The 26435-nt window shown below is 62.5% G+C and carries 23 protein-coding genes; 16 read left to right on the forward strand and 7 right to left on the reverse strand.

Features of this window, described 5'->3' with window-relative positions; genetic code table 11:
• Positions 1 to 67: 67 nt before the first annotated feature.
• Together FLM21_RS07135 and FLM21_RS07140 are read right to left on the reverse strand one after the other, a co-directional pair.
• Complete coding sequence (locus FLM21_RS07135) at positions 68 to 3178, reverse strand: efflux RND transporter permease subunit (protein WP_148714907.1); 3111 nt, start codon at positions 3176 to 3178, stop codon at positions 68 to 70.
• A gap of 33 nt (positions 3179 to 3211) precedes the next feature.
• The gene (locus FLM21_RS07140; protein ID WP_148714908.1) at positions 3212 to 4327 is read right to left on the reverse strand and encodes an efflux RND transporter periplasmic adaptor subunit; all 1116 of its coding nucleotides are present in this window, start codon (positions 4325 to 4327) and stop codon (positions 3212 to 3214) included.
• A 384-nt stretch (positions 4328 to 4711) separates the two neighbouring features.
• Between FLM21_RS07140 and nagE the strand changes: the two genes are divergently transcribed.
• The 9 genes from nagE (at position 4712) to rpoS (ending at position 13363) form a co-directional block, all read left to right on the forward strand.
• Positions 4712 to 6694 (forward strand): N-acetylglucosamine-specific PTS transporter subunit IIBC, encoded by a 1983-nt coding sequence (gene nagE / locus FLM21_RS07145; RefSeq protein ID WP_148714909.1) that lies wholly within the window; start codon positions 4712 to 4714, stop codon positions 6692 to 6694.
• A 90-nt stretch (positions 6695 to 6784) separates the two neighbouring features.
• Positions 6785 to 7309 (forward strand): hypothetical protein, encoded by a 525-nt coding sequence (locus tag FLM21_RS07150; RefSeq protein WP_148714910.1) that lies wholly within the window; start codon positions 6785 to 6787, stop codon positions 7307 to 7309.
• A gap of 213 nt (positions 7310 to 7522) precedes the next feature.
• Positions 7523 to 8635, forward strand: a complete 1113-nt coding sequence (locus FLM21_RS07155) for an aromatic ring-hydroxylating oxygenase subunit alpha (RefSeq protein WP_148714911.1) — start codon at positions 7523 to 7525, stop codon at positions 8633 to 8635.
• A 115-nt stretch (positions 8636 to 8750) separates the two neighbouring features.
• Positions 8751 to 8936, forward strand: a complete 186-nt coding sequence (locus FLM21_RS07160) for a hypothetical protein (RefSeq protein ID WP_148714912.1) — start codon at positions 8751 to 8753, stop codon at positions 8934 to 8936.
• A 73-nt stretch (positions 8937 to 9009) separates the two neighbouring features.
• Positions 9010 to 9891: a DMT family transporter gene (locus FLM21_RS07165; RefSeq protein WP_246120843.1), complete on the forward strand. Its 882-nt coding sequence runs from the start codon at positions 9010 to 9012 to the stop codon at positions 9889 to 9891.
• 78 nt (positions 9892 to 9969) lie between these two features.
• Complete coding sequence (gene surE, locus FLM21_RS07170; protein WP_148714913.1) at positions 9970 to 10713, forward strand: 5'/3'-nucleotidase SurE; 744 nt, start codon at positions 9970 to 9972, stop codon at positions 10711 to 10713.
• The gene (locus tag FLM21_RS07175; RefSeq protein WP_246120844.1) at positions 10710 to 11369 is read left to right on the forward strand and encodes a protein-L-isoaspartate(D-aspartate) O-methyltransferase; all 660 of its coding nucleotides are present in this window, start codon (positions 10710 to 10712) and stop codon (positions 11367 to 11369) included. Before surE ends, FLM21_RS07175 begins: the two co-directional genes overlap by 4 nt.
• 48 nt (positions 11370 to 11417) lie before the next feature.
• Positions 11418 to 12389: a peptidoglycan DD-metalloendopeptidase family protein gene (locus FLM21_RS07180; RefSeq protein ID WP_148714915.1), complete on the forward strand. Its 972-nt coding sequence runs from the start codon at positions 11418 to 11420 to the stop codon at positions 12387 to 12389.
• Between the two features lie 5 nt (positions 12390 to 12394).
• Entirely contained in the window at positions 12395 to 13363 is a 969-nt protein-coding gene (rpoS, locus tag FLM21_RS07185; RefSeq protein ID WP_148714916.1) for an RNA polymerase sigma factor RpoS, read from the forward strand.
• A gap of 68 nt (positions 13364 to 13431) precedes the next feature.
• Here the strand turns inward: rpoS and FLM21_RS07190 are convergent, their stop codons facing one another.
• Positions 13432 to 14532, reverse strand: coding sequence for a porin (locus FLM21_RS07190; protein WP_187360125.1), 1101 nt, complete (start codon positions 14530 to 14532; stop codon positions 13432 to 13434).
• A gap of 180 nt (positions 14533 to 14712) precedes the next feature.
• Here FLM21_RS07190 and astA point away from each other — a divergent pair, with 180 nt between their 5' ends.
• The 4 genes from astA to astE are packed head-to-tail and all read left to right on the forward strand — an operon-like array spanning position 14713 to position 19603.
• Positions 14713 to 15747: an arginine N-succinyltransferase gene (astA, locus tag FLM21_RS07195; RefSeq protein WP_148714918.1), complete on the forward strand. Its 1035-nt coding sequence runs from the start codon at positions 14713 to 14715 to the stop codon at positions 15745 to 15747.
• 3 nt (positions 15748 to 15750) lie between these two features.
• Positions 15751 to 17208, forward strand: coding sequence for a succinylglutamate-semialdehyde dehydrogenase (gene astD / locus FLM21_RS07200; RefSeq protein WP_148714919.1), 1458 nt, complete (start codon positions 15751 to 15753; stop codon positions 17206 to 17208).
• A gap of 7 nt (positions 17209 to 17215) precedes the next feature.
• Entirely contained in the window at positions 17216 to 18562 is a 1347-nt protein-coding gene (gene astB, locus FLM21_RS07205; protein WP_148714920.1) for an N-succinylarginine dihydrolase, read from the forward strand.
• A gap of 27 nt (positions 18563 to 18589) precedes the next feature.
• Positions 18590 to 19603, forward strand: a complete 1014-nt coding sequence (gene astE / locus FLM21_RS07210; RefSeq protein ID WP_148714921.1) for a succinylglutamate desuccinylase — start codon at positions 18590 to 18592, stop codon at positions 19601 to 19603.
• Positions 19604 to 19621: 18 nt separating this feature from the next.
• On the opposite strand, the gene FLM21_RS07215 is transcribed toward astE, so the two are convergent.
• Positions 19622 to 20437 carry a C40 family peptidase gene (locus FLM21_RS07215; RefSeq protein WP_187360126.1) on the reverse strand — a complete coding sequence of 272 codons (816 nt, stop codon included), beginning with the start codon at positions 20435 to 20437 and terminating at the stop codon, positions 19622 to 19624.
• A 142-nt stretch (positions 20438 to 20579) separates the two neighbouring features.
• Here FLM21_RS07215 and FLM21_RS07220 point away from each other — a divergent pair, with 142 nt between their 5' ends.
• The gene (locus FLM21_RS07220) at positions 20580 to 22265 is read left to right on the forward strand and encodes an ABC1 kinase family protein (protein ID WP_148714922.1); all 1686 of its coding nucleotides are present in this window, start codon (positions 20580 to 20582) and stop codon (positions 22263 to 22265) included.
• Entirely contained in the window at positions 22265 to 22624 is a 360-nt protein-coding gene (locus tag FLM21_RS07225; RefSeq protein WP_148714923.1) for a cupin domain-containing protein, read from the forward strand. Before FLM21_RS07220 ends, FLM21_RS07225 begins: the two co-directional genes overlap by 1 nt.
• Positions 22625 to 22799: 175 nt before the next feature.
• On the opposite strand, the gene FLM21_RS07230 is transcribed toward FLM21_RS07225, so the two are convergent.
• Both FLM21_RS07230 and FLM21_RS07235 read right to left on the reverse strand, forming a co-directional pair.
• Positions 22800 to 23099 carry an RnfH family protein gene (locus FLM21_RS07230; protein ID WP_148714924.1) on the reverse strand — a complete coding sequence of 100 codons (300 nt, stop codon included), beginning with the start codon at positions 23097 to 23099 and terminating at the stop codon, positions 22800 to 22802.
• Complete coding sequence (locus FLM21_RS07235) at positions 23092 to 23520, reverse strand: type II toxin-antitoxin system RatA family toxin (RefSeq protein ID WP_148714925.1); 429 nt, start codon at positions 23518 to 23520, stop codon at positions 23092 to 23094. The genes FLM21_RS07230 and FLM21_RS07235 overlap by 8 nt, the downstream gene beginning before the upstream one ends.
• Before the next feature lie 72 nt (positions 23521 to 23592).
• Between FLM21_RS07235 and dnaB the strand changes: the two genes are divergently transcribed.
• Positions 23593 to 25074 (forward strand): replicative DNA helicase, encoded by a 1482-nt coding sequence (gene dnaB / locus FLM21_RS07240; RefSeq protein WP_246120845.1) that lies wholly within the window; start codon positions 23593 to 23595, stop codon positions 25072 to 25074.
• A 95-nt stretch (positions 25075 to 25169) separates the two neighbouring features.
• Here the strand turns inward: dnaB and FLM21_RS07245 are convergent, their stop codons facing one another.
• Complete coding sequence (locus FLM21_RS07245) at positions 25170 to 26207, reverse strand: porin (protein ID WP_148714926.1); 1038 nt, start codon at positions 26205 to 26207, stop codon at positions 25170 to 25172.
• Positions 26208 to 26435 lie beyond the last annotated feature (228 nt).

The following is a 26435-nucleotide window of genomic DNA, read 5'->3' on the forward strand; positions in this document are numbered from 1 at the left end:
ACCGAAGCGACGAGCGCCGGGAAACACGGTGCCGTGTGGCATTGCTGACATCCGGCCCGACGGCGCTTCAGTCGGTTTTCTGCGTGAAACCGGTCTTGCGCTGCAGCCAGCTGCCCAGGTCGTCGAGCCAGGTGAACACCACCGGCACCACCACCAGCGTGAGCAACGTGGAGGTGATCACCCCGCCGATGATGGCATGTGCCATCGGTGCGCGTTGTTCGGCGCCGTCGCCGACGGCGAGTGCCAGCGGCAGCATGCCCATCACCATGGCGGCGGTGGTCATCAGGATGGGGCGCAGCCGCTCGCGCCCGGCTTCGGCGATCGCCTCGGCGCGCTCGCGTCCTTCGCGGCGCAGGTGATTGACGAAATCGACCAGCAGGATGGCGTTCTTGGTGACGAGGCCCATCAGCATGATCACGCCGATGATGGAGAAGATGTTCAGCGTGCTGCGCATCAACAGCAGCGCCAGCAGCACGCCGACCAGCGATAGCGGCAACGACGTCATGATGGCGAGCGGCTGCAGGAAATGGCCGAACTGCGAGGCGAGGATCATGTAGATGAAGATCACGCCGAGCGCCAGCGCGGCCATCGCGTAGCCGGCCGATTCGGCCATGTCCTTGGCATCGCCTTCGGCGACGAAGCGGTAGCCCGGCGGCAGCTTGAAGCCGGCCTGCAGCTTGTCGATCTCGGTCTGGACCTCGCCGGTGGTGCCGTCGGCGACGTTGGCGGTGATGTTCACCTCGCGAAACAGGTTGCGACGGCTGATCTGCACCGGCGTTGTCGATTCGGTGACCCGGGCGAGCTCGGACAGCGGCACCATGTTCGGATTGCCGGCCGCGTCGGTGCGCGGGCTGGCGAGGTAGAGCGTGCCCAGCATGGCATTGTCGCTGCGCGCGGCCCGATCGAGCCGCACGTTCACGTCGTAGTTCTCGCCATCGGGTGCCTGCCAGGTACTGGCAGCGTCGCCGGCGATCAGCGGTCGCAGTGCATTGCCGATTTGCTGCGGGGTCAGGCCCAGGCTGGCGGCGCGATCACGGTCGATGTCGACATTGAACGCTGGTTGTGGCGCCTTCATGCTCGAATCGATGTCGACCACACCGCGGATCTTGCCGAGCTCGGCGGTGAAGCGTTGCGACAGCCGTGATAGTTCGTCGAGGCTGGGGCCCTGCAGCGAGATGCGGATCGGCTTGCCGTCCGGCCCGCCGCCGCCGAAGGGCTCCAGCGAGCGGATCTCGACACCGGCCACCCGCGTGATCGCCGTGCGCATCAGTGGCAGCAGCACGTCCTGACCGCGGGTGCGTTCCTTCTTCGGGGTGAGGAAGATCATCATCGTGCCGTTGTGCTTGCCTTGGGCGTGACCGGTATTGATGGTGACGTAGGTGCTGCGCACTTCGGGGAAATCGCGTTTGAGCACGGTTTCGATCTGCCGTGATTTGGCGGCGGTGTAATCGAGGTTGGAGCCAACCGGGGTGGAGAACTCCAGCGACAGCTTGGACAGATCGGCCTTGGGCACGAATTCACTGCCGATGAAGCGGGCCAGCGTGAACGCGGCGACCAGGCTGGCGATGGCGATGGCGATCACGGCGATCCGGTGCGCCAGGCTCCAGCGGATCAGCCGGCTGTAGCGCTCGGCCAACCAGGTCATGCCGTCTTCCAGCTTGTCGAGCAGCTTGCCGAGCGGGCGCTTGCCGCCATGCACATGCGGGTCTGGCCACACCGACGACAGCATCGGATCGAGCGTGAACGACACGAACATCGAGATCAGCACCGCCGCACATACGGTGATGCCGAACTGGTGGAAGAACTGGCCGATGATGCCGCCCATGAAGCCCACCGGCAGGAACACGGCGACGATGGTCGAGGTGGTGGCAAGCACTGCGAGGCCGATCTCGGCGGTGCCGTCGAGCGCTGCACGTGTGTGGTTCTTGCCCATGGCAGCATGGCGCACGATGTTCTCGCGTACCACGATGGCATCGTCGATCAGCAGGCCGATGCACAGCGATAGCGCCATCATCGTCATCACATTGATCGAGAAGCCCGACACCGACAGCGCGAAGAAGGTGCCGATCAGCGCCACCGGCAGGGTGAGGCCGGTGATCACCGTGGAGCGCCAGGAGCCGAGGAACAGGAACACGATGGCGACGGTGAGCAGCGCCCCTTCGATCAGCGTGGCGCGCACGTCCGACAGCGAGGCGCGGATGCCTTCTGCATTGTCGTACAGCGTGGTGAGCTTGACCCCGGTGCTGGCCAGCTCCTGATTGAGCTCGGCGGCCACTTCCTGCACGCTGTCGCTCACTGCCACGGTATTGGCCTTGCTCACCTTCATCAGGTCGAGCGTGATGGCACGCTTGCCGTTCACCAGCGCCAGCGTCTCGTCTTCGGCCTGGCCGTCCTCGATGGTGGCGACGTTTTCCAGATAGATCGGCGCGCCGTTGCGCCAGGCCACCACGATGCGGCCGAAATCAGCCGGCGTCTTCAGCCGGCCACGGATCTGGATCACCCGCTCCTGGTTGGCAGTGGTCAGCGTGCCGACCGGAATCTCGGTGTTCTGCGCGCGGATCGCGTCCATCACTTCGTTCACGCCAAGCTTGAGCGAAGCCAGTTCGGCTGGATGCAGGCGGATGTTCACCTGCCGCGCCAGGCCGCCGATCAGCGCAGCCTGGCCGATACCCTGGATGGTCTCGAAGCGCTTCTTGATCACCTGGTCGGCCAGCGTGGTCATTTCGCGTGGCGTCATGGTGTCGCTCTGGATTGCCAGCGACACGATGGGCGCATCTTCGGGGCTGAAGCGGGTGATCACCGGGTCTTCGACTTCGTCGCGAAATCCCGGCGTGACGGCGGCGATCTTCTCGCGCACGTTCTGCACCGCGATCTCGGGGTCGACGCTGAGCTCGAACTCGGCCACGACCACCGACAGGCCCTGGTAGCTGTATGAATACAGTGTCTTCAGCCCACTGACGGTATTGGCCGCCTCCTCGATCTTGCGGCTGACATCGCTTTCCACGATCTCGGGCGAGGCGCCGGGATAGCTGGTCGAGACCACCACCACCGGAAACTTCACATCCGGAAATTCCTCGACCGGCAGCCGGTCGATCGAGAACAGGCCCAGCACCAGCAACGACAGCATCATCATCGTTGCGAAGACCGGATTCTGGATACTGATGCGGGTGAACCACATGGGGGGACGGTCCTGCGCGGAAGGGGGGAGGGGTTACTGCTTCGGGGTGCCGACGATGGCAACGGCGGTGCCTGGCGGCAGGCTGATGTTGCCGGCCAATACCTGCGTACCGGTGGCGATGCCGGTTGCGATCTCGACCCGATCGCGCTTGGGATCGCTGGCGCCCAGCGTCACGTTGCGGCGTACCAGCTTGCCCTGCTCGATGGCGAGCACGTAGTGCTGTTTGCCATCGGCATGCACCGCCTGCAGCGGCAGGCTGGGTACGGCACGACGGGTATCGAGCACCAGCAGGCCATCGGCAAACAGGCCGCTGCGCAAGGCACCATCTGGATTGGGGACGCGCAGGTACAGGGCAATCGTTTTGGTCGACTCGTCCACAGTGGGATTGATGCGGTTGATGGTGCCGGTGAAGGGCTGCTGATAGCCCTGCACGTTGAAGGTCACCGTCTGGCCCAGCGCGACTTCGGCGATCTGCGCGGATGGAACATTCGCGACCAGTTCCAGCTCGGCAAGGTCGACCACGGTCAGCAAAGAGCTGTTGATGCCCACATGCTGGCCCGGCTCGATCTGGCGGCTGGCGATGGTGCCGTTGAATGGTGCGCGTACGGTGGCATTGGCGATGGCTTGTTCGGAGAGGCCCAATTGCGCCAGTGCTGCGCGCTCGTCCGCCGCAGCAGCTTGCAGCTCGCTCTGCGTGTTGTCGAAGGCATTTTTGGAAATGAAGTTCTGCGCCAGCAGGTCCGCGTTGCGGCGTGACAGTTTCTGTTGATAGGCGAGCTGCTCGCGGCTTTTGGCGAGTTGGGCCGCCGATACCGCGCGTTGGCGTTCCAGATCGGCGGTATCAAAGCGAGCCAGCACCTGGCCGGTGCGTACCGCGTCGCCTGGCCGCACTTCCACCGCAGCAATCCGCCCTTCCACCTGTGCGGTCAGCGTTGTTTGCTGCAACGCAGCCAGCGTGCCGGTCAAGGGCAGTGCGCGCTCCAGATCCGCCGGTGCCACGCGGGCGACATCGACGGCTGCCAGCTCTACCGCGGCTCGTGTCGAGGTTTGTTTGGCCGCTGGCGGTGCCTTGCCGTTGGCCAAGCTCAGCCACACGGCGACCCCCACGGCGACGATGGCGACGGTGATGATGGCAATGCGCACTTTCATGATGGGACTCGGCTGGTAGCTGCGCGGCCATTGTACGCAGCGGCTTCGCGTTTTTATTCGGGCAGATGATGCGAAATTGTTACGCAGTGTGGGTACTGGCCAGGGTTTGCGCCAGCGCAATAAATGTAAGAAAGCCAGGTGGCATGCTGAGGACGTGCCAGCCTAGGGCTGCAATCCATCAAGACGCGCGAGCCGGCTTTTTGTTTCAATCATCTTTGATTTCAAAAGGCTACCGCATTGCAGCAATTTTCTATCTGGTTGCTGACATTGCAGCGCTAAAGGGCCGGTGGAATAATCGGCCGAGGTTTACAGGGGCCTATTTGCCGATTACAACGGCTACAGGTTACGAACCTACCATTATCAAAAGTCAGACAGGAGGCAACGATGAGTTTGCTGGGCGGTCTTCAAAAGCTGGGGCGGTCGCTACAACTGCCTATTGCAGCGCTACCGGTCGCGGCAATCATGCTGCGGGTGGGGCAACCGGACATCATGCACCCGGATATCTTCGGCCAAGTTGGTGCATTCGTCGCAGCAGGTGGCGATGCATTGTTCAGCAATCTTGCGTTGCTGTTCGCGATCGGTGTGGCGGTCGGCTGGGCCAAGGACAATCACGGCGCCTCTGCGCTGGCAGGTGCTGTTGGCTTTTTCGTTCTGACCAAGTGCATGGCCGTGATCGACAAATCGATCAACATGGGCGTGCTGGCCGGTATTCTGGCGGGGGTGTTGGCGGGGGCGCTGTATAACAAGTACCACGACATCAAGTTGCCGGATTGGGCCGCCTTCTTTGGCGGCAAGCGCTTTGTGCCGATCATCACGGGTCTGGCAATGCTGGTGCTGGCGCTGATCCTCGGCTACGTCTGGCCGCCGGTACAAGCGGCGATCAAAGCGGCTGGTGACTGGATGGTGGCGCAGGGCGCACTGGGCGCCGGTGTGTTCGCCACGGTGAACCGCTTGCTGATCCCGACCGGCCTGCACCAAGTGATCAACACCATCGCCTGGTTCCAGATCGGCGACTTCACCACGGTGAAGGATGGTGTCGAGACCGTGGTCCACGGCGATCTGTCGCGCTACTTTGCTGGCGACAAGACCGCAGGCATGTTCATGACCGGCTTCTTCCCGGTGATGATGTTCGGCCTGCCGGGTGCCGCGTTGGCGATGTATTTCGCCGCGCCGGCCCATCGCCGCGCTGCCGTCGGTGGCGTGTTGTTCTCGGTGGCCTTCACCGCCTTCCTCACGGGCGTGACCGAGCCGCTGGAGTTCCTGTTCATGTTCCTGGCCCCGGTACTCTATGTGCTGCACGCACTGCTGACCGGTCTGTCGGCCTACATCCTCACGGCACTTGATTCGCACCTGGGCTTCGGCTTCTCGGCTGGCGCCTTCGATCTGTTCCTGAACTGGGGTCAACCGGCGTCCAGCAACCAGATCTACGTGATCATCGTCGGTGCCGTGTGGTTCGTGATCTACTTCGCGCTGTTCTCGTTCTTCATCAAGCAGTTCAACCTCAAGACCCCGGGTCGCGAGGATGATCTGCCGGAAACGAGCGGCGCTGCACCGGTTTCGGATGACATCGAGCAACTGGCCCGCTCCTATGTCGGCGTGATCGGTGGCGCGGCCAACGTTGCGGCGATCGATGCGTGCATCACCCGCCTGCGCCTGACGCTGAACGATGCGGCCAAGGTGAACGAGGCCGAAGCCAAGCGCCTGGGGGCTTCTGGCCTGATCAAGCTCAACAGCAAGAACGTGCAGATCATTGTCGGCCCGAAGGCGGAAATGATCGCCGGTGCCATGCGCCGTGCACTGACCGGCGGCGTGCCTGCCCCGGCCGTGATCGAATCGGCTCCGATCGCTCCGGCGCAAAAGGCTGCCGTGGCCCAGACCGTGGCTGCGCCGGCTCCGCAAGCCGCTGGCGACTTGGTGTTGCTGGCACCGGTGAGTGGTGAAGTGGTGCCGCTGGATCAGGTGCCCGATGCGGCATTCGCCAGCAAGGCTGTCGGTGATGGCATCGCCATCCGCCCGACCGGCAAGCTGGTGGTGGCGCCGGTGGCAGGTACGCTGGTGAAGATATTCAACAGCAACCACGCCTTCGCGCTGGTGGCCGACAATGGGGCGGAAATCATCGTCCATATCGGCATCGAGACCGTGAAGCTGGGGGGTCAGGGCTTCAAGCGCCTGGCTGAACAGGGTGCACGCGTCAACGCGGGCGACCCGGTGCTGGAACTGGATCTGGATTATCTGTCCGCCCATGCCCAGTCGCTGATCAGCCCGGTGGTGGTGAGCAATGTCGACCAGTATGTCGGTATCGCCAACCCGGCAGGTGGTCAGGTTCAGGCCGGCCACACGCCGCTCTACACGCTGAAGGGCAAGTAAGGCCACCTTGCCGGGAACCCCGGCAAGGCACCACCCTCAAAACCCCCTGCCTCGCAGGGGGTTTTGTTTTTTCGCAGGTGAAGCGCCGCCATGATCCCCGCCATCGTCATCCATACTCATCTGTTGCTGTCGGACTGGATGGGGGGCCGGTGTTTCGGTCCTCTGATACTGATTCGGCCCTCGCAACGTGATCGGATCGCATTGCGTGCGCATGAGCTCGAGCATGCGCGGCAATGGTGGTGGCTTGCCACGCCGTGTCTGGTGCTGGCTGTGTTATTCAATGCGTTACCGCTGGCCCAGCCGGTGTGGCCATGGAGCCTGAGCCTCGGTGTGCTGGGGCTGATTGTCCAGGCTCCGCTCTATCTGCTGTTGCGCTCGTACCGGATGTGGGCGGAGGTCCGTGCTTACCAGGTGACGTTGTCTTACGCTCCAGCCGGAAGCGCGGCGGCGGCGCTTGAACGTGCAGCGGTTTCGCTGGCCAGCCACTACTGGCTGCAGATATCACCCTCCTGTGCCCGCATGCTGCTGGAGGAAGGCAGGCAACCGTGGTGGCGTTACTGGCGGGTGCCGCGGTTGCGGGGCCGGGAAGCGGGGGAGGGCGCGCCTGGAAAGTGACCGAGCGTGCTCGCACATCACGTTGATGCCGTCTTAGTGACTGATTTGTTTCGATTTTTTTGCAGCGAGCTTGCCCGGTGTCACCCGCTGGGGCAAAATGACGCGCTTTTCGGGCTGGATGATCTGGTCATCCGGCATTTTTGATTGATGGCTTGCCCACCCATCTGTCCAAGGACACAAAGTGGCAAGACCTTCTGGCCCAGGGGGTTTGCGATGAGCAATCTGGCTACGGCTGCGGCATTGCAGCTGGATATGTCGACCCAATTGCCGGTGTCGGCATACTTTGATGAACGGCTCTACCAGCTGGAGCTCGAGCGCTTGTTCGAGCGTGGTCCCAAATATGTGGGCCATGAATTGATGGTGCCCAACGTGGGTGACTATCACGTGCTGGAAATGAGCAACGGCGCCCGCTACCTCAAGCGGAACGACAATGGCGTCAAACTGATCTCCAATATCTGCCGTCATCGCCAAGCCACGATGCTGACTGGCCGCGGCAATGGCACGCATACGGTCTGCCCGCTGCACCGCTGGACTTACGACGGTGAGGGGCAATTGCTGGGGGCGCCGCATTTTCCGGGCAACCCGTGCCTGCACCTGCCGCAGACCGAGCTCGTGCAGTGGAATGGCCTGTTGTTCGAGCAGAATGGCCACGATATCGAGGCCCATCTCAAGGATCTGGGCGTGGCTCGCGATCTGGATTTCTCGAACTACGTGTTCCACAGCGTGCAGGTCGACGAATATCAGGGCAACTGGAAGACCTTTATCGAGGTCTACCTTGAGGACTACCACGTCGTGCCGTTTCATCCGGGCCTTGGCCAGTTCGTCAGCTGCGAAGACCTGCGCTGGGAATTCAGTGATTGGTATTCAGTGCAGACCGTGGGCGTGCATAACGCGCTGGCCAAGCCTGGCTCCAAGGTCTACGCCGAGTGGCATCAGCAGGTGCAGCGCTACTACGGTGACAAGCTGCCGCGCCACGGCGCGATCTGGCTGACGTATTACCCTAACGTGATGATCGAGTGGTATCCGCACACGCTGGTGATTTCCACCATCGTGCCGACCGGCCCGCGCAGCTACAAGAATGTGGTCGAGTTCTACTATCCCGAGGACATCGCCTACTTTGAGCCCGAGTTCCTTGCGGCCGAGCAGGCGGCCTATGCCGAAACCGCAGTGGAGGATCAGGAGATCATCGACCGCATGGAAGCGGGGCGGCAGGCGCTTTATCTGGCTGGTCGCAACGAGATCGGGCCCTACCAGAGCCCGATGGAGGATGGCATGCGCCACTTTCATCAGTTCCTGCGGCGCGAGTTGGGTGACGCGTTGCGGTAAGCAAAATGGCAACTTCCCCGAAAGGTGGCGGAAAATCCGCCCGTCATGCAATGCAAGCGGACAAGTGCCGCCGAGAAGCGCATACTGGGGGTTCACCAAAACAGGGGGAGCTGCGATGAGTGATGCAAGTCGTGCGGTACAGGAGGCGCTGGACGAGCTGCGGGAAGCCGAGGTCAGCAGCAAGCGACGCGGCCCGACACGGGAATCCATTGCCAAGGCCAATCAGGCTGCAGTCCAGCGTCGCCGGGAGCTCGAGGCCTTGCTGGAAGACCGCAAGCAGGCTTCGCAGGAAATCTTCTGAAGCAAACGACGCGACGTCGCACCAATGCCAAAGGCAGCGCAAGCTGCCTTTGTCCATTTCGGGGAATCGTTCGATGAGGATGTCATGGCGCGCGCTGGCGCAGTCCGGGCCGTTCTGGATGGTGGTGGCCGGCTTGTGCTTCGGTGTCATGGGGGTGTTCGTCAAGCTCGGCAGCCACAGCTTCTCCACCGCGGAACTGGTGTTCTACCGTTGCCTCGCCGGCTTTATCGGCATCCTGCTGATCGCGTTGCCGGCCCGTCGGCCGTTGCGGGTTGGCTGGTCGGCTTTGCGGGTGCATCTGTCGCGCAGCGTGTCCGGCTTCGTATCGCTGATGCTTTACTTCTATGCGATCGCGCATCTGCCGCTGCCGACGGCGGTCACGCTCAATTACACCTCGCCGCTCTGGTTGATGCTGGTCACGGCGCTGTGGCTGCGACAGCGACCCAGCGCGGGTCAAGTCGCGGCGATCATCGTCGGATTTGCCGGTGTCGCACTGCTATTGCAGCCGACTTTCGATGCCGCCGCCTGGTTGCCCGGCTTGCTCGGCCTGTTGTCGGGCTTGCTTGCCAGCGTGGCCTACATGAACGTGCACGAGCTGGGCCGGTTGGGCGAGCCCGAATGGCGCACGGTGTTCTATTTCTCGCTGGTGTCTTCGTTGGGTGCGGGCGTGGTGATGTTGGCGCAACGCGCGCCGTTGGCGCCGATCACCATCGATAGCGTCGGCATCGTGCTCGGCATGGGCGTGGCCGCCACTTGCGCGCAACTGGCGATGACGCGGGCCTATCGCAAGGGCAAGTCACTGGTGGTCGCCAGCCTCGCCTACCTGACCGTGGTGTTCTCCACGCTGTTTGGCGTGGCGATCTGGGGGGATGCGTTGCCAGCCGCGAGCTACCTCGGGATCGCCGCCATCATCGCCTGTGGCGTGCTCTCCAGCGTGGCAGCCCGGCGCAGCTGAGCGTGAAGGCCACGCAGGGTTGATCCCGATTTTGCGGCACCGGGGCGGCTCGCTAGAATAGGCGCGGACGGGGGACCTATGCGCATCCTGATTTCGAACGACGACGGCTATTTCGCCACCGGCATCGCCGCGCTGGCGGGTGCATTGGCACCGCAGCACCAGGTGACTGTGTGCGCGCCGGAGCGTGATCGTAGCGGCGCGAGCAATTCGCTGACGCTGGACCGCCCGCTGACGGTGCGCCAAGCGCCGTCCGGTTTCTACTACGTGAACGGCACGCCCACTGATTGCGTCCACCTCGCGGCCACCGGCTTTTTGCCGGAGCCGCCGGACATGGTGGTCTCCGGCGTCAACCATGGTGCCAATATGGGCGATGACACCATTTACTCCGGCACGGTCGCCGCCGCCACCGAAGGCTATCTGCTGGGCGTGCCGGCCATCGCCGTTTCGCTCGCTTCGCGTAATCCGCAGCATTTCGAAACCGCTGCCCGCGTCGCAGCCGAACTGGTCGAGCGTGCCGCGCGCGAGCCATTTCGCGGCGCGGTGTTGCTGAATGTGAATGTGCCGGATTTGCCATACAGCGCGCTCAATGGGTTCAAGACCACCCGGCTTGGGCGGCGCCACAAGTCCGCGCCGGTGATCCGTGATGAGAACCCCCGCGGCGAGCCGATCTGGTGGATCGGCCCGGTCGGCGCAGTGGCCGACGCCGGCGAGGGCACCGATTTCCACGCCGTCGCTGCCGGCTTCGTCTCGGTGACGCCGCTGTCGATCGATCTGACGGCCCATGCCCAACTGGACTTCGTCGCGTCATGGCTATGCGCATGAACTTCAAGATACCCGGCGGCAGTGGCATGACGTCGGCCCGGACCCGCACGCGGCTGGTCGAGCGCTTGCGCTCAGCCGGGATCGCCAATGAGGACGTGCTCGCCGTGATCGGCGAAGTGCCGCGACACATATTTGTCGACGAGGCATTGGCTCATCGTGCCTATGACGACGTTTCGCTGCCCATTGGCCACAACCAGACCATTTCCCAGCCCTATATCGTCGCGCGAATGACCGAGCTGGTGCTTGGCGGGCCAGGCAGGGCGCGGATGCTGGAAATAGGTACCGGCTGCGGCTACCAGACCACGGTGCTGGCGCAGTTCTACAAGACCGTGCACTCGATCGAGCGCATCGGTGGGCTGGCACGTGGCGCACGTGAACGGTTGGTCGAGCTTGGTGTGCACAACGTGCGGTTGCGCCATGGCGACGGCAGCCGTGGCCAGCCGGAAGCGGCGCCGTTCGACGCGATCATGATCACCGCCGCTGCCCCCATCGTCCCAGAGCAGCTGGTCGACCAGCTCGCCATTGGCGGCCGGCTGGTGTTTCCGGTCGGCGTCGAGGAGCAGGAGCTGCGCATGATCGAGCGCCTGGATGACGGGTATGCCGAAACCCGGCTGGAAAAAGTCCGCTTCGTCCCGCTGTTGCCTGGTGTAGCCTGAGCGCGCGGCAAAGCTGCCGCCCCGAATTCGTCATAAAGGAGTGTCTCCGTGAGCCGGCCGTGCCTCATCGTCTCTTTTGCCATTCTGCTCGCCGCGTGTGCCAGCGAGCCGCGCCAGCCGGCGCCGATCGTCGATGGCACCAGCCGCCCGCCAGTAGTCACACCTGCACCGACGGTGGCCGCAAGTACGCCGGCTCCCGAAGCGCCTGCCGGCAGCTACATCGTCAAGCGCGGCGACACGCTGTATCGCATCGCGCTCGACAACGGCCTTTATTACAAGGAGCTCGCGGCCTGGAACAACCTAGCCGATGTCAACGACATCAAGGTCGGTCAGGCGCTGCGCCTGACCGCTCCAGGTACGCCCGATGGGGTGGTGGTGAAGCCCCTCACCGACGATGCGCCAGTCGCCGTGCCAGCCAAACCGACGCCGGTGCCGCTGCCATCCACCGCAGTGCTGTCCTATCCCAAGGCGGTGCGCCTGCCCTATAGCCCGCAGGCGGAAGCACAGATTGCGGCACAGGCGGAAGGTTCAGGCGTTGTATCCAAGCCACAGCCGACTGTCGTGCCGGCGGCGGTTCCCGGCAGCGTGCCTACGCCGCTGCCGACGCCGAAACCCGCCGAAAAGCCTGCATCAGCACCGGCTGATGAGACGACGTCTGTCGGCGATTGGATCGCGCCCACTGCTGGGAAAGTAACAAAAAGTTTCAGTACGGAAACGAAAGGTATTGATATCGGCGGGAAAATCGGCCAGCCTATTGTTGCGTCAGGTTCCGGCAAGGTGGTCTACGCCGGTGCAGGGCTGAGGGGCTACGGAAAGATGATCATCATCAAGCACAACAACGAATATTTGACCGCCTATGCCCATAACAGTAAGTTGATTGTCAAGGAGGGGGATGTCGTCAAGCGCGGCGAAAAGATCGCGGAAATGGGCGACAGCGATAGTGATCAGGTCAAGCTTCATTTTGAAATCCGCAGGTTTGGCAAGCCGGTTGATCCGGCCAAATATATCCAGACGGACTGAATCCCATGAATGAGCAAATGGATATCCTGGAAGACGCCGAGCTCGACAGCGAAGAGGCGCTGGAGCTCGGGGAAGTGGAACAGGATGATGAAGCAGACGAGGAGTCGGGCACCTCGGCGGAGGTCGAGCAACCGGCCTACGAAAGCACCGGTGACGTCACACAGATCTACCTCAATGAAATCGGGCAAAGCCCGCTTTTGACACCGGACCAGGAGCGTGCGCTCGCCCGCCGCGTGGTCCAGGGCGATTTCGAAGCCCGGCAGAAGATGATCGAACACAATCTTCGGCTGGTGGTGAACATCGCCAAGCACTACATCAACCGTGGCATGACGCTGCTCGACCTGATCGAGGAGGGCAACATCGGCTTGATGCACGCGCTGGAAAAGTTCGATCCCGAACGCGGGTTCCGTTTCTCGACCTATGCCACCTGGTGGATCCGCCAGAGTATCGAGCGCGCGATCATGAACCAGAGCCGCACCATCCGGCTGCCGGTCCATGTGATCAAGGAGCTGAACGTCTACCTGCGGGCACAGCGCCATCTCGAGGCCACCATGGGCCACGAGCCCACGCTGGAGGACATCGCCCACCTCGTCGGTAAGGACGTCGAGGACGTGCGTCGGGTGATGGGCTTGAACGAACGTGTAGCCTCGCTCGATGCGCCGCTCGATATCGACCCCATGCTTACCATCGGCGAATCCATCCCCGACGAGCAGACCGACGGCCCCGAAGCCATTCTGCAAAGTGCCGAGGTCGAACGCTATGTGCGCGAATGGCTGAAGCAACTGAACGACAAGCAGCGCATGGTGATCGAGCGCCGCTACGGGCTCAACGGCCATGAAATCTGTACGCTGGAGGACTTGGCCGCCAGCCTCAGCCTTACTCGTGAACGCGTGCGGCAGATCCAGATTGAGGCGCTGGAGCAACTGCGCCGCATCCTGCGCCGGTACGGCGTGACACGCGACGTGGTGCTATAGCAAGCCAGTAGTTCAGGTGCCAAAAACAAACCCCGCAAGTGCGGGGTTTGTTTTTGCGTTCACCCGATTCAGAACCCGGTCCATGTTCCAACGAGCAAGCGGGTCACGTTGTCCTCATGCCCGATGCCGTCGAGCTGGTAGCTTGCATGCATGACGCTAGGCTGACCGGCAGTGTCGAGCATGTGGTGGCGCAGTTGGACAAAGCCGACCGTTTGCTTGGATAGGGTATAGGTGTACTGGAAGTTGATGGCCTGTATGCCATCGTTTCGTGTGGCTCCGTCGGTTTCGCTATCGTCGATGAATTGATACGCAAGAATGAAGTTGTGTTTGCCTGCCGTATATCCGCCTCGCACCAGGTATTGATCCACCGTGGTTTTATCGGCGCCAGCTGCATGGATATTCGGCACATCGCCTCGCCATTCATGGCGCATGTAGGCACCGCCAACTTCGAACCCCTCGCCAAACCGGAAACGTCCACCAATAAAATACTCGCGTGCTTTATTGTCCGCGTTATACAGGCCTCCGCTACCCCAGCCGCTGCCGCCGAAGGATGCCGCCTCCGAGTCCATGCTCTCGCTGTTTTTTCCTTGGTAGTAACCTGCGTCGAAACTAAATGCCTCGGCAGCATAGGCGGCAGTGACTTCATAAGCGTTGGCATCGCTGGTGCCAGACCCTAGTTCGTACTGAGCACCAAAGGAGAACCCGGAAAACTTTGGCGACATATAGGTAATGGCGCTTGGGTAATCGACCTCATGTGCGCCGAAGTCCCCGGTCAGATTGGTTACGCCATTGGCGCCGTAAGGCCAGTCCAGCATGGTGAGATAGAGCGTGGAGAATTGGTTGCCGAAGCGAACGGTACCCCAGGAGGTGTCGTAGCCTATCCAGGCCTCGCGTTGTCCCCAGCTATCGAAGCGGTAGTTGGTTGCGACCTTTTGCGCCAATCGCCAAGACAAAGAATTGCCATTGTCCAAACGGTCCTTGCCGTCGATGTTGACCACGATGGCGATTTCTTCAAGCAGTTTGCCGGTCGTATCGGTATCGGCAAAGTTGTCGCCATTGTTGGTCCGGTAAAACAGATCCATTTCGGCCGAGCCGCCGATGCTGATCTCCGCGTAGGCCGGTGCGCCGATCATGGCAAGCAGCGCAGCAATCGGAACTAGTTTGCTCATGATTTCTCCAGACAGAGTGGGAACAGAAATATGACCATCCATTTTGCATAGAGCTTGCAGCTAACTAGGTCAAGCTAATCGACGGGCAGGGTTTCGCGAGGGCATGCTGGGGATAGTCCGCATTGGTCCGGCCGCGGGGCGGTTGCTACATTGCAAGGCGATCAAAGGAGTGCTGCGCCCATGTTGTTTCGAACCATTGCCGCCGACGATCTCGCGGCTTTGCTGGCGTTGGCAAGCGAGGCGGGCGTGGGCGTCACCACGCTGCAGCCGGACCGGCAGCGGCTGGCGGCGCGCATCGAAGCGCACCTCGCCTCGGTGAATGGCACGCCGGAGCTCGGCGAGGCGAGCTATGTGTTCGTGTTGGAAGAGGAGGGCAGCGGCCGCATCGTCGGTAGCTCGGCGATCGAGGCGGCTGTGGGCATGCACGATACCTGGTACAACTATCGCGTTGGCTTGTCGGTGCACGCGTCGCGCGAACTGGGTATCTACAAGCAGTTGCCGACGCTGTTCCTGACTTCGGATCTTACCGGCTCATCCGAGCTGTGCTCGCTGTTCCTGTTGCCCGACTGGCGCCACGACGGCAATGGCGCATTGCTGTCCAAGGCCCGTTTCCTTTTCATGGCGGAATTCCCCGAGCGTTTTGCCGAGCGGGTAATCGCCGAGATGCGCGGCATGTCGGACGACGAAGGGCGTTCACCGTTCTGGGAGAGCCTGGGCCGGCACTTCTTCAAGATGGATTTCGCGCGCGCGGATTTCCTCTCCTACGTGGGCAGTAAGTCCTTCATTGCCGAGTTAATGCCCAAATACCCGATCTACACCACCTTGCTGTCGGAAGAGGCGCAGGCTGCGCTTGCAGAGGTACATCCGGCCACCCGACCGGCGCGGCGCTTGCTGGAACATGAGGGGTTTCGTTACCAGGGCTACATCGACATCTTCGATGCGGGCCCCAGCCTGGAGTGCTCGCTGGCGGATATCCGCGCGGTGCGCAAATCCGCCTGCTTCGATGCGCTGTCGGTCACCAGCGAGCCCAAGGGCAGCACGGCATGGCTGGTCAGCAACCGGCGGCTTGCCGATTTCCGCGCGGTGTTGGCAATGACCCGGCCGCTGGAAAATACCTTGCCGCTGACCCCGTCCGTGCTGGCGCAGCTCGATCTCGCCGATGGCGACAGCGTGCGCGCGGTACCGCTGGCCTCCGGCAGCAGTCACAAGGAGTAAATCATGTTGTTGATCAATGGCGAGTGGCGCCCCGGCGGCGGCGCGGCGTTTTCCTCGCGTAACCCGGTGGATGGCGGCATCGTCTGGCAAGGTCAGGGGGCTGCGGCGGACGACGTTGCGATGGCCATTGCGGCGGCACGCGCCGCGCTGCCGCAGTGGATGGAAACGGACTTGGCCGAGCGTATTGCCGTCTGCCGCTGTTTCGCCGACCTGTTGCGCGACAACCAGACGGCACTGGCCAACATCATCGGCCGCGAAACCGGCAAGCCGCGCTGGGAAGCGCTGACCGAAGTCACGACCATGATCAGCAAGGTCGACATCTCGGTGCGTGCGCTGGAAGAACGCACCGGTACCCGCGAGGCACAGCAAGGCGATGCCATGGCCGTGCTGCGGCACCGTCCGCACGGCGTGGTAGCGGTGTTCGGCCCCTACAATTTTCCCGGCCATCTGCCCAATGGCCATATTGTGCCGGCCTTGTTGGCGGGCAACACCGTGTTGTTCAAGCCGTCCGAGCTCACCCCCATGGTCGCGCACAAGACTGCTGAGCTGTGGCAGGCTGCCGGATTGCCTGCTGGGGTGCTGGCGGTATTGCAGGGCGGTCGAGAAACCGGCCAGGCGCTGGCCGGGCACCCGGATATAGACGGACTTTACTTCACCGGTAGCGCCGCGACCGGCTACCACCTGCACCAGCAGTTCGCCGGGCGGCCAGACAAGATCCTGGCGCTGGAAATGGGCGGCAACAATCCCTTGATCGTCGAGCCGGTAGCCGATGTCGATGCCGCGCTGCATCACGTGGTGCAGTCCGCCTACATTTCGGCTGGTCAGCGCTGCACCTGCGCCCGGCGTCTACTGGTGCCGCAGGGCGACTGGGGCGATGCCTTCCTTGCGCGCTTGACCGCGGTGCTGCAGACATTGCGGGTCGACGCCTGGGATGCCGAACCGTCGCCGTTCATGGGCGCGGTGATCTCGCTACAGGCTGCGGATGCGTTGCTGGCGGCACAGCAACGCCTGCTGGCGCTCGGTGGTGTGCCCTTGCTGGCGATGCAACGGGTCCGGGACGGTACGGCCTTGCTCAGCCCTGGCCTGATCGACGTCAGTGCGGTGGCCGAGTTGCCGGACGAGGAATACTTCGGGCCGCTGCTGCAGGTGCAGCGCTATGGCGATTTCGATGCTGCATTGCAGCTGGCCAATGCCACCCGCTTTGGTTTGGCAGCCGGCCTGATCTCCGATGCCGAATCGCAATACCGCCGCTTCTGGCGCGCGGCGCGCGCCGGCATCGTCAACTGGAACAAGCCGCTGACGGGTGCGTCGAGCGCCGCGCCGTTCGGCGGCATCGGCGCCTCCGGCAACCACCGCCCGAGTGCCTACTACGCAGCCGATTACTGCGCCTATCCGGTGGCCTCGCTGGAAGCCGAACAGCTGGCACTGCCGGCGCAATTGCCGCCAGGCCTGATCCTTTGAGGTGCGCATGAACGCGTTCGAAGCCAATTTCGATGGCCTGGTTGGCCCGACCCATCACTACGGCGGCCATTCCTTCGGCAACGTTGCCTCCACTGGCAACGCGGGGCAATTGGCCAATCCCAAGGCCGCAGCGTTGCAGGGCCTGGCCAAGATGAAGGCGCTGGCGGACCTCGGTTATCGGCAAGGCGTGTTGCCGCCGCAGGAGCGGCCGGCCGTGTGGGCGTTGCGCCAGGTGGGCTTTGTCGGCACCGATCCGGAAGTGCTGCTGGCGGCGGCACAAGCCGCGCCACAACTGCTGTCTACTCTTTCGTCAGCGTCCAGCATGTGGACCGCCAACGCCGCCACGGTCAGCCCCTCTGCCGACACCGCCGATGGTCGCGTGCATTTCACCGTGGCCAACCTGCAGAACAAATACCACCGCAGCATCGAGCACGCGCAAACCGCGCGCAGCCTGCGTGCCATCTTCAGCAACGCTGCGCATTTTGCCGTGCACGACGCGCTGCCCATGCATCCGGCTTTCGGTGACGAGGGCGCGGCCAATCACACCCGGTTCTGCCACGATTACGGCGCGGCTGGCGTCGAGCTCTTCGTCTACGGCCGTCGCCATTGGGGCGGCACGACCGAGCCACAGCGCTACCCGGCGCGGCAGACGCTGGAAGCGAGCGAGGCGGTGGCGCGGCTGCATGGCCTCTCAGCTGAATGCACCGTTTACGCGCAACAGAATCCGGCGGTGATCGACGCCGGTGTGTTCCACAACGACGTAATCGCCGTCGGCAATCGCAACGTGTTGTTCTGCCACCAGCAGGCTTTTGTTGAGCAGCAGGCGGTATACCACGAGCTTGATTCCAAAATGGGCGGCGGCCTCACGGTGATCGAAGTGCCAACTGCCGAAGTCGGGGTAGAGGATGCGGTACGCAGCTATCTGTTCAACAGCCAGCTGCTCGATGCCGGCAACGGCCGCATGCGGCTGGCCGTGCCCGAGGAGTGTCGCAAGCAATCGGCAGTGTGGGCCTATCTGCAAGCGCTGGAGCGGCAGGGCCGGATCGCCGAGGTGCTGGTGTTCGATCTCAAACAGAGTATGCAGAACGGGGGTGGCCCGGCCTGCTTGCGGCTGCGCGTGGCATTGACCGAGGCTGAGGCAACGGCGGTGAATCCCAAGGTGTGGTTGAACGATGAGCTGCACGCGCGGCTTACCGATTGGGTCGAGATCCACTACCGCGATCGGTTGGGCGTGGCTGATCTGGCCGATCCGCAACTGTTGCTGGAAGTGCGGACGGCGCTCGATGAGCTGACCCGCATCCTGGGGCTTGGCAGCATTTACCCGTTCCAATATGGCGGAACCGGGCTAAGCTGACGGCTATCCGTAGCCCGATCCGACACCATGCCCTTGACCCGTTTCCTGCAAGACACCCTCGCTGGCCGTACTGCCACTGCATTGCCCTATACCCTGCCGAACGGCGTGCGGGTACAGGTGATGGACGAGGGGGTGATCCGCTTCGAGCCCAAGGACAGCGAGGCGCGCAAGCTTGATCTGGTGGTTTCCAGTGGCATCCACGGCAACGAGACCGCACCGGTGGAGCTGGTCGACCAGCTGATCGGCGAGTTGTTGCGCGGCGAGCTGCGACTGCGCTCGCGCGTGTTGTTCCTGTTCGGCAATGTCGAGGCATTGCGGCGCGGCGAGCGTTTCGTCGAGACCGACATGAACCGCTTGTTCTGCCGCATTCCAGAAGTGAGCGACGGCACCGAGCAGCGCCGTGCCACCATGCTGGAAATCCATGTAATGCGCTTCTTCGCGCGCGCGATGCAGGATGGCAAGCCGCGCCTGCATTACGACTTGCACACCGCCATCCATGGCAGCCTGCTCGAGAAGTTCGCCATCTACCCGCTGCCGCCAGCCGGGCGCGATTTCGATCCGCAGCAGATTGCGCGGCTCGCCGATGGCGGTGTCGAGGCGGTGCTGTTGCAGTCGACGCAGGCGCCCACGTTCTCCTTCTATTCCAGCCGCCATTGCGATGCTGCTGCCTTCACCATAGAGCTGGGCCGGGCCATGCCGTTTGGCCAGAACCAGGGCATCGATCTCTCCCGCATGGGCGATTACCTGCGTGGTCTGATTGCCGGCGAGATCCCGCAGCCGGAACGGGTGCCGGCCGGCCTGCCGGTCTATCGGGTATCGCGCGAGGTGGTGAAGCAGAGCGAGGCATTCCGCCTGCTGATCGATGGCAAGACCGACAACTTCACGCCATTGCCGCAAGGCATGCTGCTGGCTGAAGATGGCGAAACGCGCTGGATAGTCGACGAGGCGGACGCACGCATCATTTTCCCCAATCCCGAGGTTGCCATCGGCCAGCGCGCCGGGCTGATCATCGTGCCGGACCGGCGCTTCCAAGACACCTGACCAGAAAAAACGCCGCAATCAGCGGCGTTTTTTCTTGGTGGCCAACTTGGCCTTGGGTTTGGCGCTGCTGCTTGAGCAGACTTCCACGGTCTTTGTCTTGCCTTTGACCTTGCGCTTCACGGTGCGGCACTGCCGGCTGCCGGCGGCGCGCACTGCGGTCTCGGTGGGCTGGCCGGCGCTGGCGAGCAACCCGGCGACGTTCAAGCCCTCGCCGTTGATACGCCGGGCGCCATTCCAGCGGTTCTTCCAGTAGGCCATCTGGATGTTCTCCACCTGCACGCTCTTGCCGGCGCGCGGGGAATGGATGAACTTGTCGTCGCCCAGGTAGATGCCAACGTGGGAGAAGGCGCGGCCCAGCGTATTGAAGAACACTAGATCGCCCGGCTTCAGCGCTTCGCGTTCGACATCGGCACCGATACGGCTCATCGCCAGCGCGTTGTGCGGCAGTGCCACGTTCAATGAGCTCTGGAACACATAGCGCACGAAACCGCTGCAATCGAGACCCGATGCTGGATCGTTGCCGCCGTACTTGTACTGCACGCCGATTAGGCTCATTGCCTGCAGCAGCAGGCCTTGTGCTGCGGCGTGTTCGTCGACTGCGGGCTCTGGCTGTGGACGCTTGCTCTGGCTGGCCCAGGCGTTGCGGCGCTCTGCCTCGATACCTGCTTCCGGCGCCGCTTCCGTGCCTTTTACCGGTTCACCGCTGCCATCGACAAGGCGCGTGCCGGTTTCTCCCTGCGCGTGCGGCTGGGCGATTTCATCGGCATAAACGGGGGACAGCCACAGCGCGCCGAGCAGGGCGCACAGGACGTAGTGGCGGTGTTGCAATTTCATGGAGGGCAAATGTATCGGTGCTTTTGTAAGCTGTAAAGCGCTGCGGCAACACGACCACTTGCATAGTCCACGCCGCGGCGAGCGCTGTACCGGCGAATCCGGCTAGAATCGGGCAACCGTTCAGGCCCCCAGATGGAGCCCCATGCTCAAGGAAACGTTCACCGTCATGCGCGATCTGCCGCGCGTGCGCGAGATCATCGCCGTGCTGATGCGCCACGGCCTCGGCAACCTGGTGCACCGGCTAGGGCTGGCACGCGGGCTGGAGCGCAGTGCCGACATCCTGCATCTGCCGGGCAACCATGAAATCGAGGCGCTGGATGCACCGGTACGGGTGCGCCGCGCGCTGGAGGAGCTGGGGCCGACCTTCATCAAGCTGGGCCAAGTGCTGGCCACCCGGGTCGATGTGTTCCCGCCCGAATGGATCTTCGAATTCGAGAAGCTGCAAAGCCATGTGCCGGCGCTGCCCTATGGCACCATCGTGGCCGAGCTCACTGATATCCTCGGCGCCGATCCGCACACCATCTTCACTGAGATTGATCCGGAGCCGGTCGGCTCTGCCTCGATCGCCCAGGTGCACCACGCGCGCCTGTCCGGCGGCGAAGAGGTGGTACTGAAAATCCGCCGACCGGACATCACGCCCAAGATCGAAGCCGACCTGCGCATCCTGCGGCACATCGCCGGCCTGATGGAGTTCGAGTTTGCCGACGTGCGCCGCTACCAGCCGGTGAAGATCGTCGACGAATTCGCCAAATCGCTACGGCGCGAGCTGAACCTGTCTGTCGAGGCACGCAACCTGGAGCGTTTCGCCCAGAACTTTGCCGGCCAGACCGATATCATCATTCCCGACATCCACTGGGGTTACACCAGCGAGCGGCTCAACGTGCAAAGCTGGGTCGGCGGCGTGGCCGGCAACCAGATCGAACAGCTGGCGGTGCTCGGTTACGACCGCAAGGTGCTGGCGGCACGGGGCGCCGATGCCGTGTTGAAGATGGTGCTGATCGATGGCTACTTCCATGCCGATCCGCACCCCGGCAACGTCAAGTACCTGCCGGGCGATCGGATCGCCTTCCTTGATTTCGGCATGGTCGGCCGCCTGCCGCACCCGCGGCGTGACCAGATCGTCGACCTGTTGGCGGCGCTGGCCGAGCGCGATGAGCGCGGTATTCTCAACGTATTGCTGGAGTGGACCGGTGACGTGGTGGTCGACGAGGAAAAGCTCGCCGCCGACATCGCCGACTTCATGTTCAACTATGAGAACCTGTCGCTGAAGGACATCCAGTTCGGCCACCTGTTGAACGACGTGGCGGTGATCATGCGCGAGCACGAGATCACGCTGCCGTCCGACCTCACGTTGCTGTTCAAGGCGCTGATCACACTGGAAGGCCTGGGCCGGCAGCTCGATCCGGATTTCCAGATGGTGCATCACCTCACGCCATTCGTGCGCGAGGTGATCATCGCCCGCTATCACCCCCGGTCATTGTTCAAGACCGGCAAGGAATCGCTGTTTGAGGCCGTGGGCCTGATCGCCGGCCTGCCGCGCGACGTGGGCAAGCTGATCAAGCAGGTACGGCGTGGTCAGTTCAAGGTCGACCTGGACCTGAAGCGACTCGACCATTTCGGGCTGCAGCTCTCCAAGAGCGCCAACCGCCTGACCATGGGCATCGTTACCGGTGCGCTGATCATCGGTTCTTCCATCGTGATGACGGTCAAGACCGGTCCCATGCTGTTCGGCCTGCCGGCGTTGGGCTTCATCGGTTTTCTGATCGCCTTCTTCAATACACTGTGGATCATTTTCTCGATCTGGGTTTCGAGCAAGGAGGAGCGCTGATGAGCACACACATCATCGCTTTCAACGGTGTGCAACCAGAGGCAGTCTACGATCGGCCGCGACCGGATCGGCTGGTGAGTGGCAATCCGCTGCGTACCACCTGGGAGCATTACGCGCAGCGTGGCGTATCGAGCGGAGTCTGGGCCTGCGAGGTAGGGAGCTGGAATATCCGCTTCGCCGACGACAAGGACGAGTTCTTCTGCGTGATCGAGGGGCGGGTGCGGCTGTGGAACGAGGCCGGTGAGGCGACCGAGGTCGGGCCGGGTGAAGCGGCGGTGATTCCCTGTGGCTTTGTCGGTCGCTTCGAGGTGGTCGAGCCAGTGCGCAAGTATTTCGTGGTGGTGGAGCGGGGCGGCTAGGGCGCTTCGTCCATGTGGCAGGACGATGTGGCGTACTCCCAGGCGCTACCCGCGTCGAGGCAACGGTCGATTGCCCAAAAATCCTGCAACTGGTGGTACAGCAATGCAGCAATCATGGCGGTGCTGCACGCGAGCAGCGTGGCGTAAAGCACGATCTGTCGATTTCGCCGGGACATCATTTGCTTCTGGTTGAGCGACCTTCTTCCACCCGTTGACGCCTGACGTCCTTGGGGTCCGCCTGTAGCGGACGATAAATCTCGACCCGGTCGTGATCGCGCAATACGGTCTCTGGTTTCACGATCTTGCTGAAGATACCGATCGCGCTGCGGGCAAGATCGATCTCGGGAAAGGCCTGCAGCAGGCCGGAGCGGGCAATGGCGTCGGCGGCGGTGCTGCCGGCCGCCAGTGTCAGGGTGACCAGCTGTTGCCGGTCAGGCAGCGCATACACCACCTCGACGCGCAGCAGCTCAGCCATGGAGCTGGTCGGCACGCGCGATGAAGGCATCGACAAAGGTGGCTGCGATCTTGCTGAACACCGGGCCGATCACCGCTTCCAGCGTCCGGCTGGAGAATTCATAGTCCAGATCGAACTCGATGCGGCACGCATCCTCCATCAGCGGGGTGAATCGCCATACGCCCTTGAGCGCCTTGAACGGGCCATCGACGAATTCCATGTCGATTCGGTTCTCGCTCTTGATGTCGCGGGTGCGAAAGAACGACTTGACCCGGAGGAACTCGATGCGGATGGTGGCATCGAGCAAGGTGTCGCTGCGCTCGTGGATTTCTACGCCGCCACACCAAGGCAGGAACTTGGGATAGTCCTCGACCCGGTCGACCAGCTGATACAGGTGTTCGGCCGAATGGGGGACCAGAACGGACTTGCGGATGCGCTGCATGGAAGGGCGAATGGCGTCGCCCCGAAGGGGCTGCACTGTTAGAATGGCCTGCCGTCTTGTAATGCCAGACCGATGACCGAGCATCCTACCGCCACCGCTTACGAGCTGCAACCCGCGTTCCCGCAGCCTGAGCGGGATTACGTGCCGCCGGCCTATGCCGCTGGGGCTGCCAGCGAGATCGCAGCGATCAAGCTGCCGCCGCACTCGCTGGAGGCCGAGCAATCGGTGCTGGGTGGTTTGCTGCTGGAGAACACCGCGTTCGACAAGGTGGCCGACGTACTTGCCGAGAGCGATTTCTATCGCGACGATCACGCGCGCATCTGGCATCACATCCTCAAGCTGATCGAGCACAATCGCCCGGCCGACGTCATCACTGTCGCCGAGTCCCTCGACAATGCCAACGAGCTGACCTACGTCGGTGGACTCGCCTATCTGGGCTCGCTGGTGGCCAATACGCCATCGGCGGCCAATATTCGCCGCTACGCCGAAATCGTGCGCGAGAAGTCGGTGATGCGCCAGCTGGCCAGCGTTGGCACCGAGATTGCTGATTCAGCCTACAACCCGAATGGCCGCGACGCGGCCGAGGTGCTGGACGAGGCCGAATCGCGCGTGTTTCAGATCGCCGAGCAGCAGCAGAAGGGCAAGCAGGGCTTCATCGCCATGCCACCCATCCTCAAGGAAATCGTCGAGCGGATCGACTATCTGTACCAGCAGGACAACCCGTCCGAAGTGACCGGTGTGGCATCAGGCTTCATCGATCTGGACAAGATGACCTCGGGCCTGCAAAAGGGTGACCTGATCATCGTCGCAGGCCGGCCTTCGATGGGCAAGACCGCGTTCTCGGTGAACATCGCCGAGCATGTTGGCTGCGAACTCAAGCTGCCGGTGGCCATCTTTTCGATGGAAATGGGGGCGGCCCAGCTTGGCATGCGGATGGTCGGTTCGATCGGTCGCATCGACATGCACAAGCTCAAGACCGGTCGCTTCGAGGATGAGGACTGGATGAAGCTCACCCACGCGGTGAACAAGCTCTCGGAGGCGCCGATCTACATTGAGGAAACCGGCGCGCTCACGGCGCTGGATCTACGTACCCGCGCCCGTCGGCTGGCGCGGCAGGTCGGCGGGCAGCTTGGCCTGATCGTGATTGATTACATCCAGCTGATGGCGGGCCGCGCTGGCGGCAAGGACCAGAATCGCGCGGCGGAAGTGTCGGAAATCTCCCGCTCGCTGAAGTCCTTGGCCAAGGAGTTGCAGGTACCGATCATTGCGCTGTCGCAGCTTTCCCGGCAGGTGGAAAGCCGCACCGACAAGCGCCCAATGATGTCCGATCTGCGCGAATCGGGCGCCATCGAACAGGATGCAGACTTGATCATGTTCATGTACCGCGACGAATACTACAACCCGGATTCGCCCCACAAGGGCTTGGCCGAATGCATCCTGGGCAAGCACCGGAATGGCCCGGTGGGCAAGGTGCCGCTGGTGTTCAAGGGTATGTACTCACGCTTCGAGAATGCGCTGATTCGCCCGGAAGGCTGGTCGAGCGATCTGGAGTAGGTGCTTGTCGGTTTGAGTAGTCGTATTCGCCGCGATGTGAATGGCCAAAGACAACGGGGAGCTAAGCTCCCCGTTGTCTTTGCTGCGAGTTCGACTTAGAAGTCGGTGCGCACGCCCAGCGAAACGATGCTCAGATCGTTACCGTTCGCAAGGGTCAGGCCCGGGCCTTCGGTCTTGAACTTGGCGTTGCTATCGTTATCGACCTTGGTGTAGGTCAGGTAGACACGCGATTGCTTGGACAGGCTGTACTGGCCACCCAGAGTGAACTGTTGCGCGCCGGAGTCAGCAACGTTGTCCAGTTCATCTGCAACCAGATAGGCACCTTGAACGGTGAACTTGCCGAATTTGTAGGTGCCGGCCAGTGCATAGCTGTCCTGGTCCGCATCGGTCGTGCCGTTATCGAAATTGACGCGTTCCCACACGGCGCTGATCGAGCCGTCGCCCAACTTGACTGTACCGCCAACTTGCCAGCCAGTGTTCGAGGCATTCGCTGCCTTGGTGCCCAGCTTGGATTGGTCGTCGGCCAAGGCATAGGCGCCACCGATGCTGAAGGTGTCGTTGCTATAGGAGCCGGTCACAGCTGCAGTGCTGGCATCGAGGCCATCAGTCTGATCCGGGTCGAGGTTGTAGCTGGCCTTGACCTTGAATCCGCCCCAGCTCGGGCTGTCGTAAGCAATGATTTGCGGCTGGCGATCACCGAGGCGACGCAGGATTTGATCCTTGCCGTAGTAGCTGGCGTCATCGTTGAATACGGCTTCCAGTGCCTGCAGGTAGTCTGCCGATGCGAGCTTGTAAGCGTTGTCGCGCTTACCGAATGCCAGGAGACCCAGATCGCTCTTGTAGCCGATGAAGGTATTACGCGAACCCCAAGTCGTATCGCTCGAGCCAACGCCGATATTGAAGCGGCTTTCCAAGTGCACAAGCACCGAAGCGCCGTTGTCCAGCTTGTCTTCGATCTTGAAAAAGATACGCGAAGACTGGTCGGCGATGCGGAACTGGCTGTCCTTGTTGCTGGTGCCGCTGTAATCGACATAGTCCAGCGCAGAGCGAGCGCTGCCGCCAATAGTCACGTCGGCGAAAACGAGCGGGGCGGCGAACGCGGACGCGAGTGCGAGGGCGATCAGCTTCTTCATTGCAAATTTCTCCTGTTGCTTAAAATTTCGCCACGTGGATGGCACGGTGACGATGGATTCGGGCCGGGCAGCGAAGCGCTGACCTAACGCCCCCGGAGCATATCCGGAGGTGCCTTTATTTCAAAATAACATAAAGGCATTTGTTCTTATTCGAAAGTTTTTGTGCCTGTCGAATGAACAGTGGCGAGGATAGATGGGGCTCGTGACGCTTATATGACAACGCCCGCG

The sequence above is a fragment of the Chitinolyticbacter meiyuanensis genome (assembly GCF_008033135.1).
Classification (GTDB): domain Bacteria; phylum Pseudomonadota; class Gammaproteobacteria; order Burkholderiales; family Chitinibacteraceae; genus Chitinolyticbacter; species Chitinolyticbacter meiyuanensis.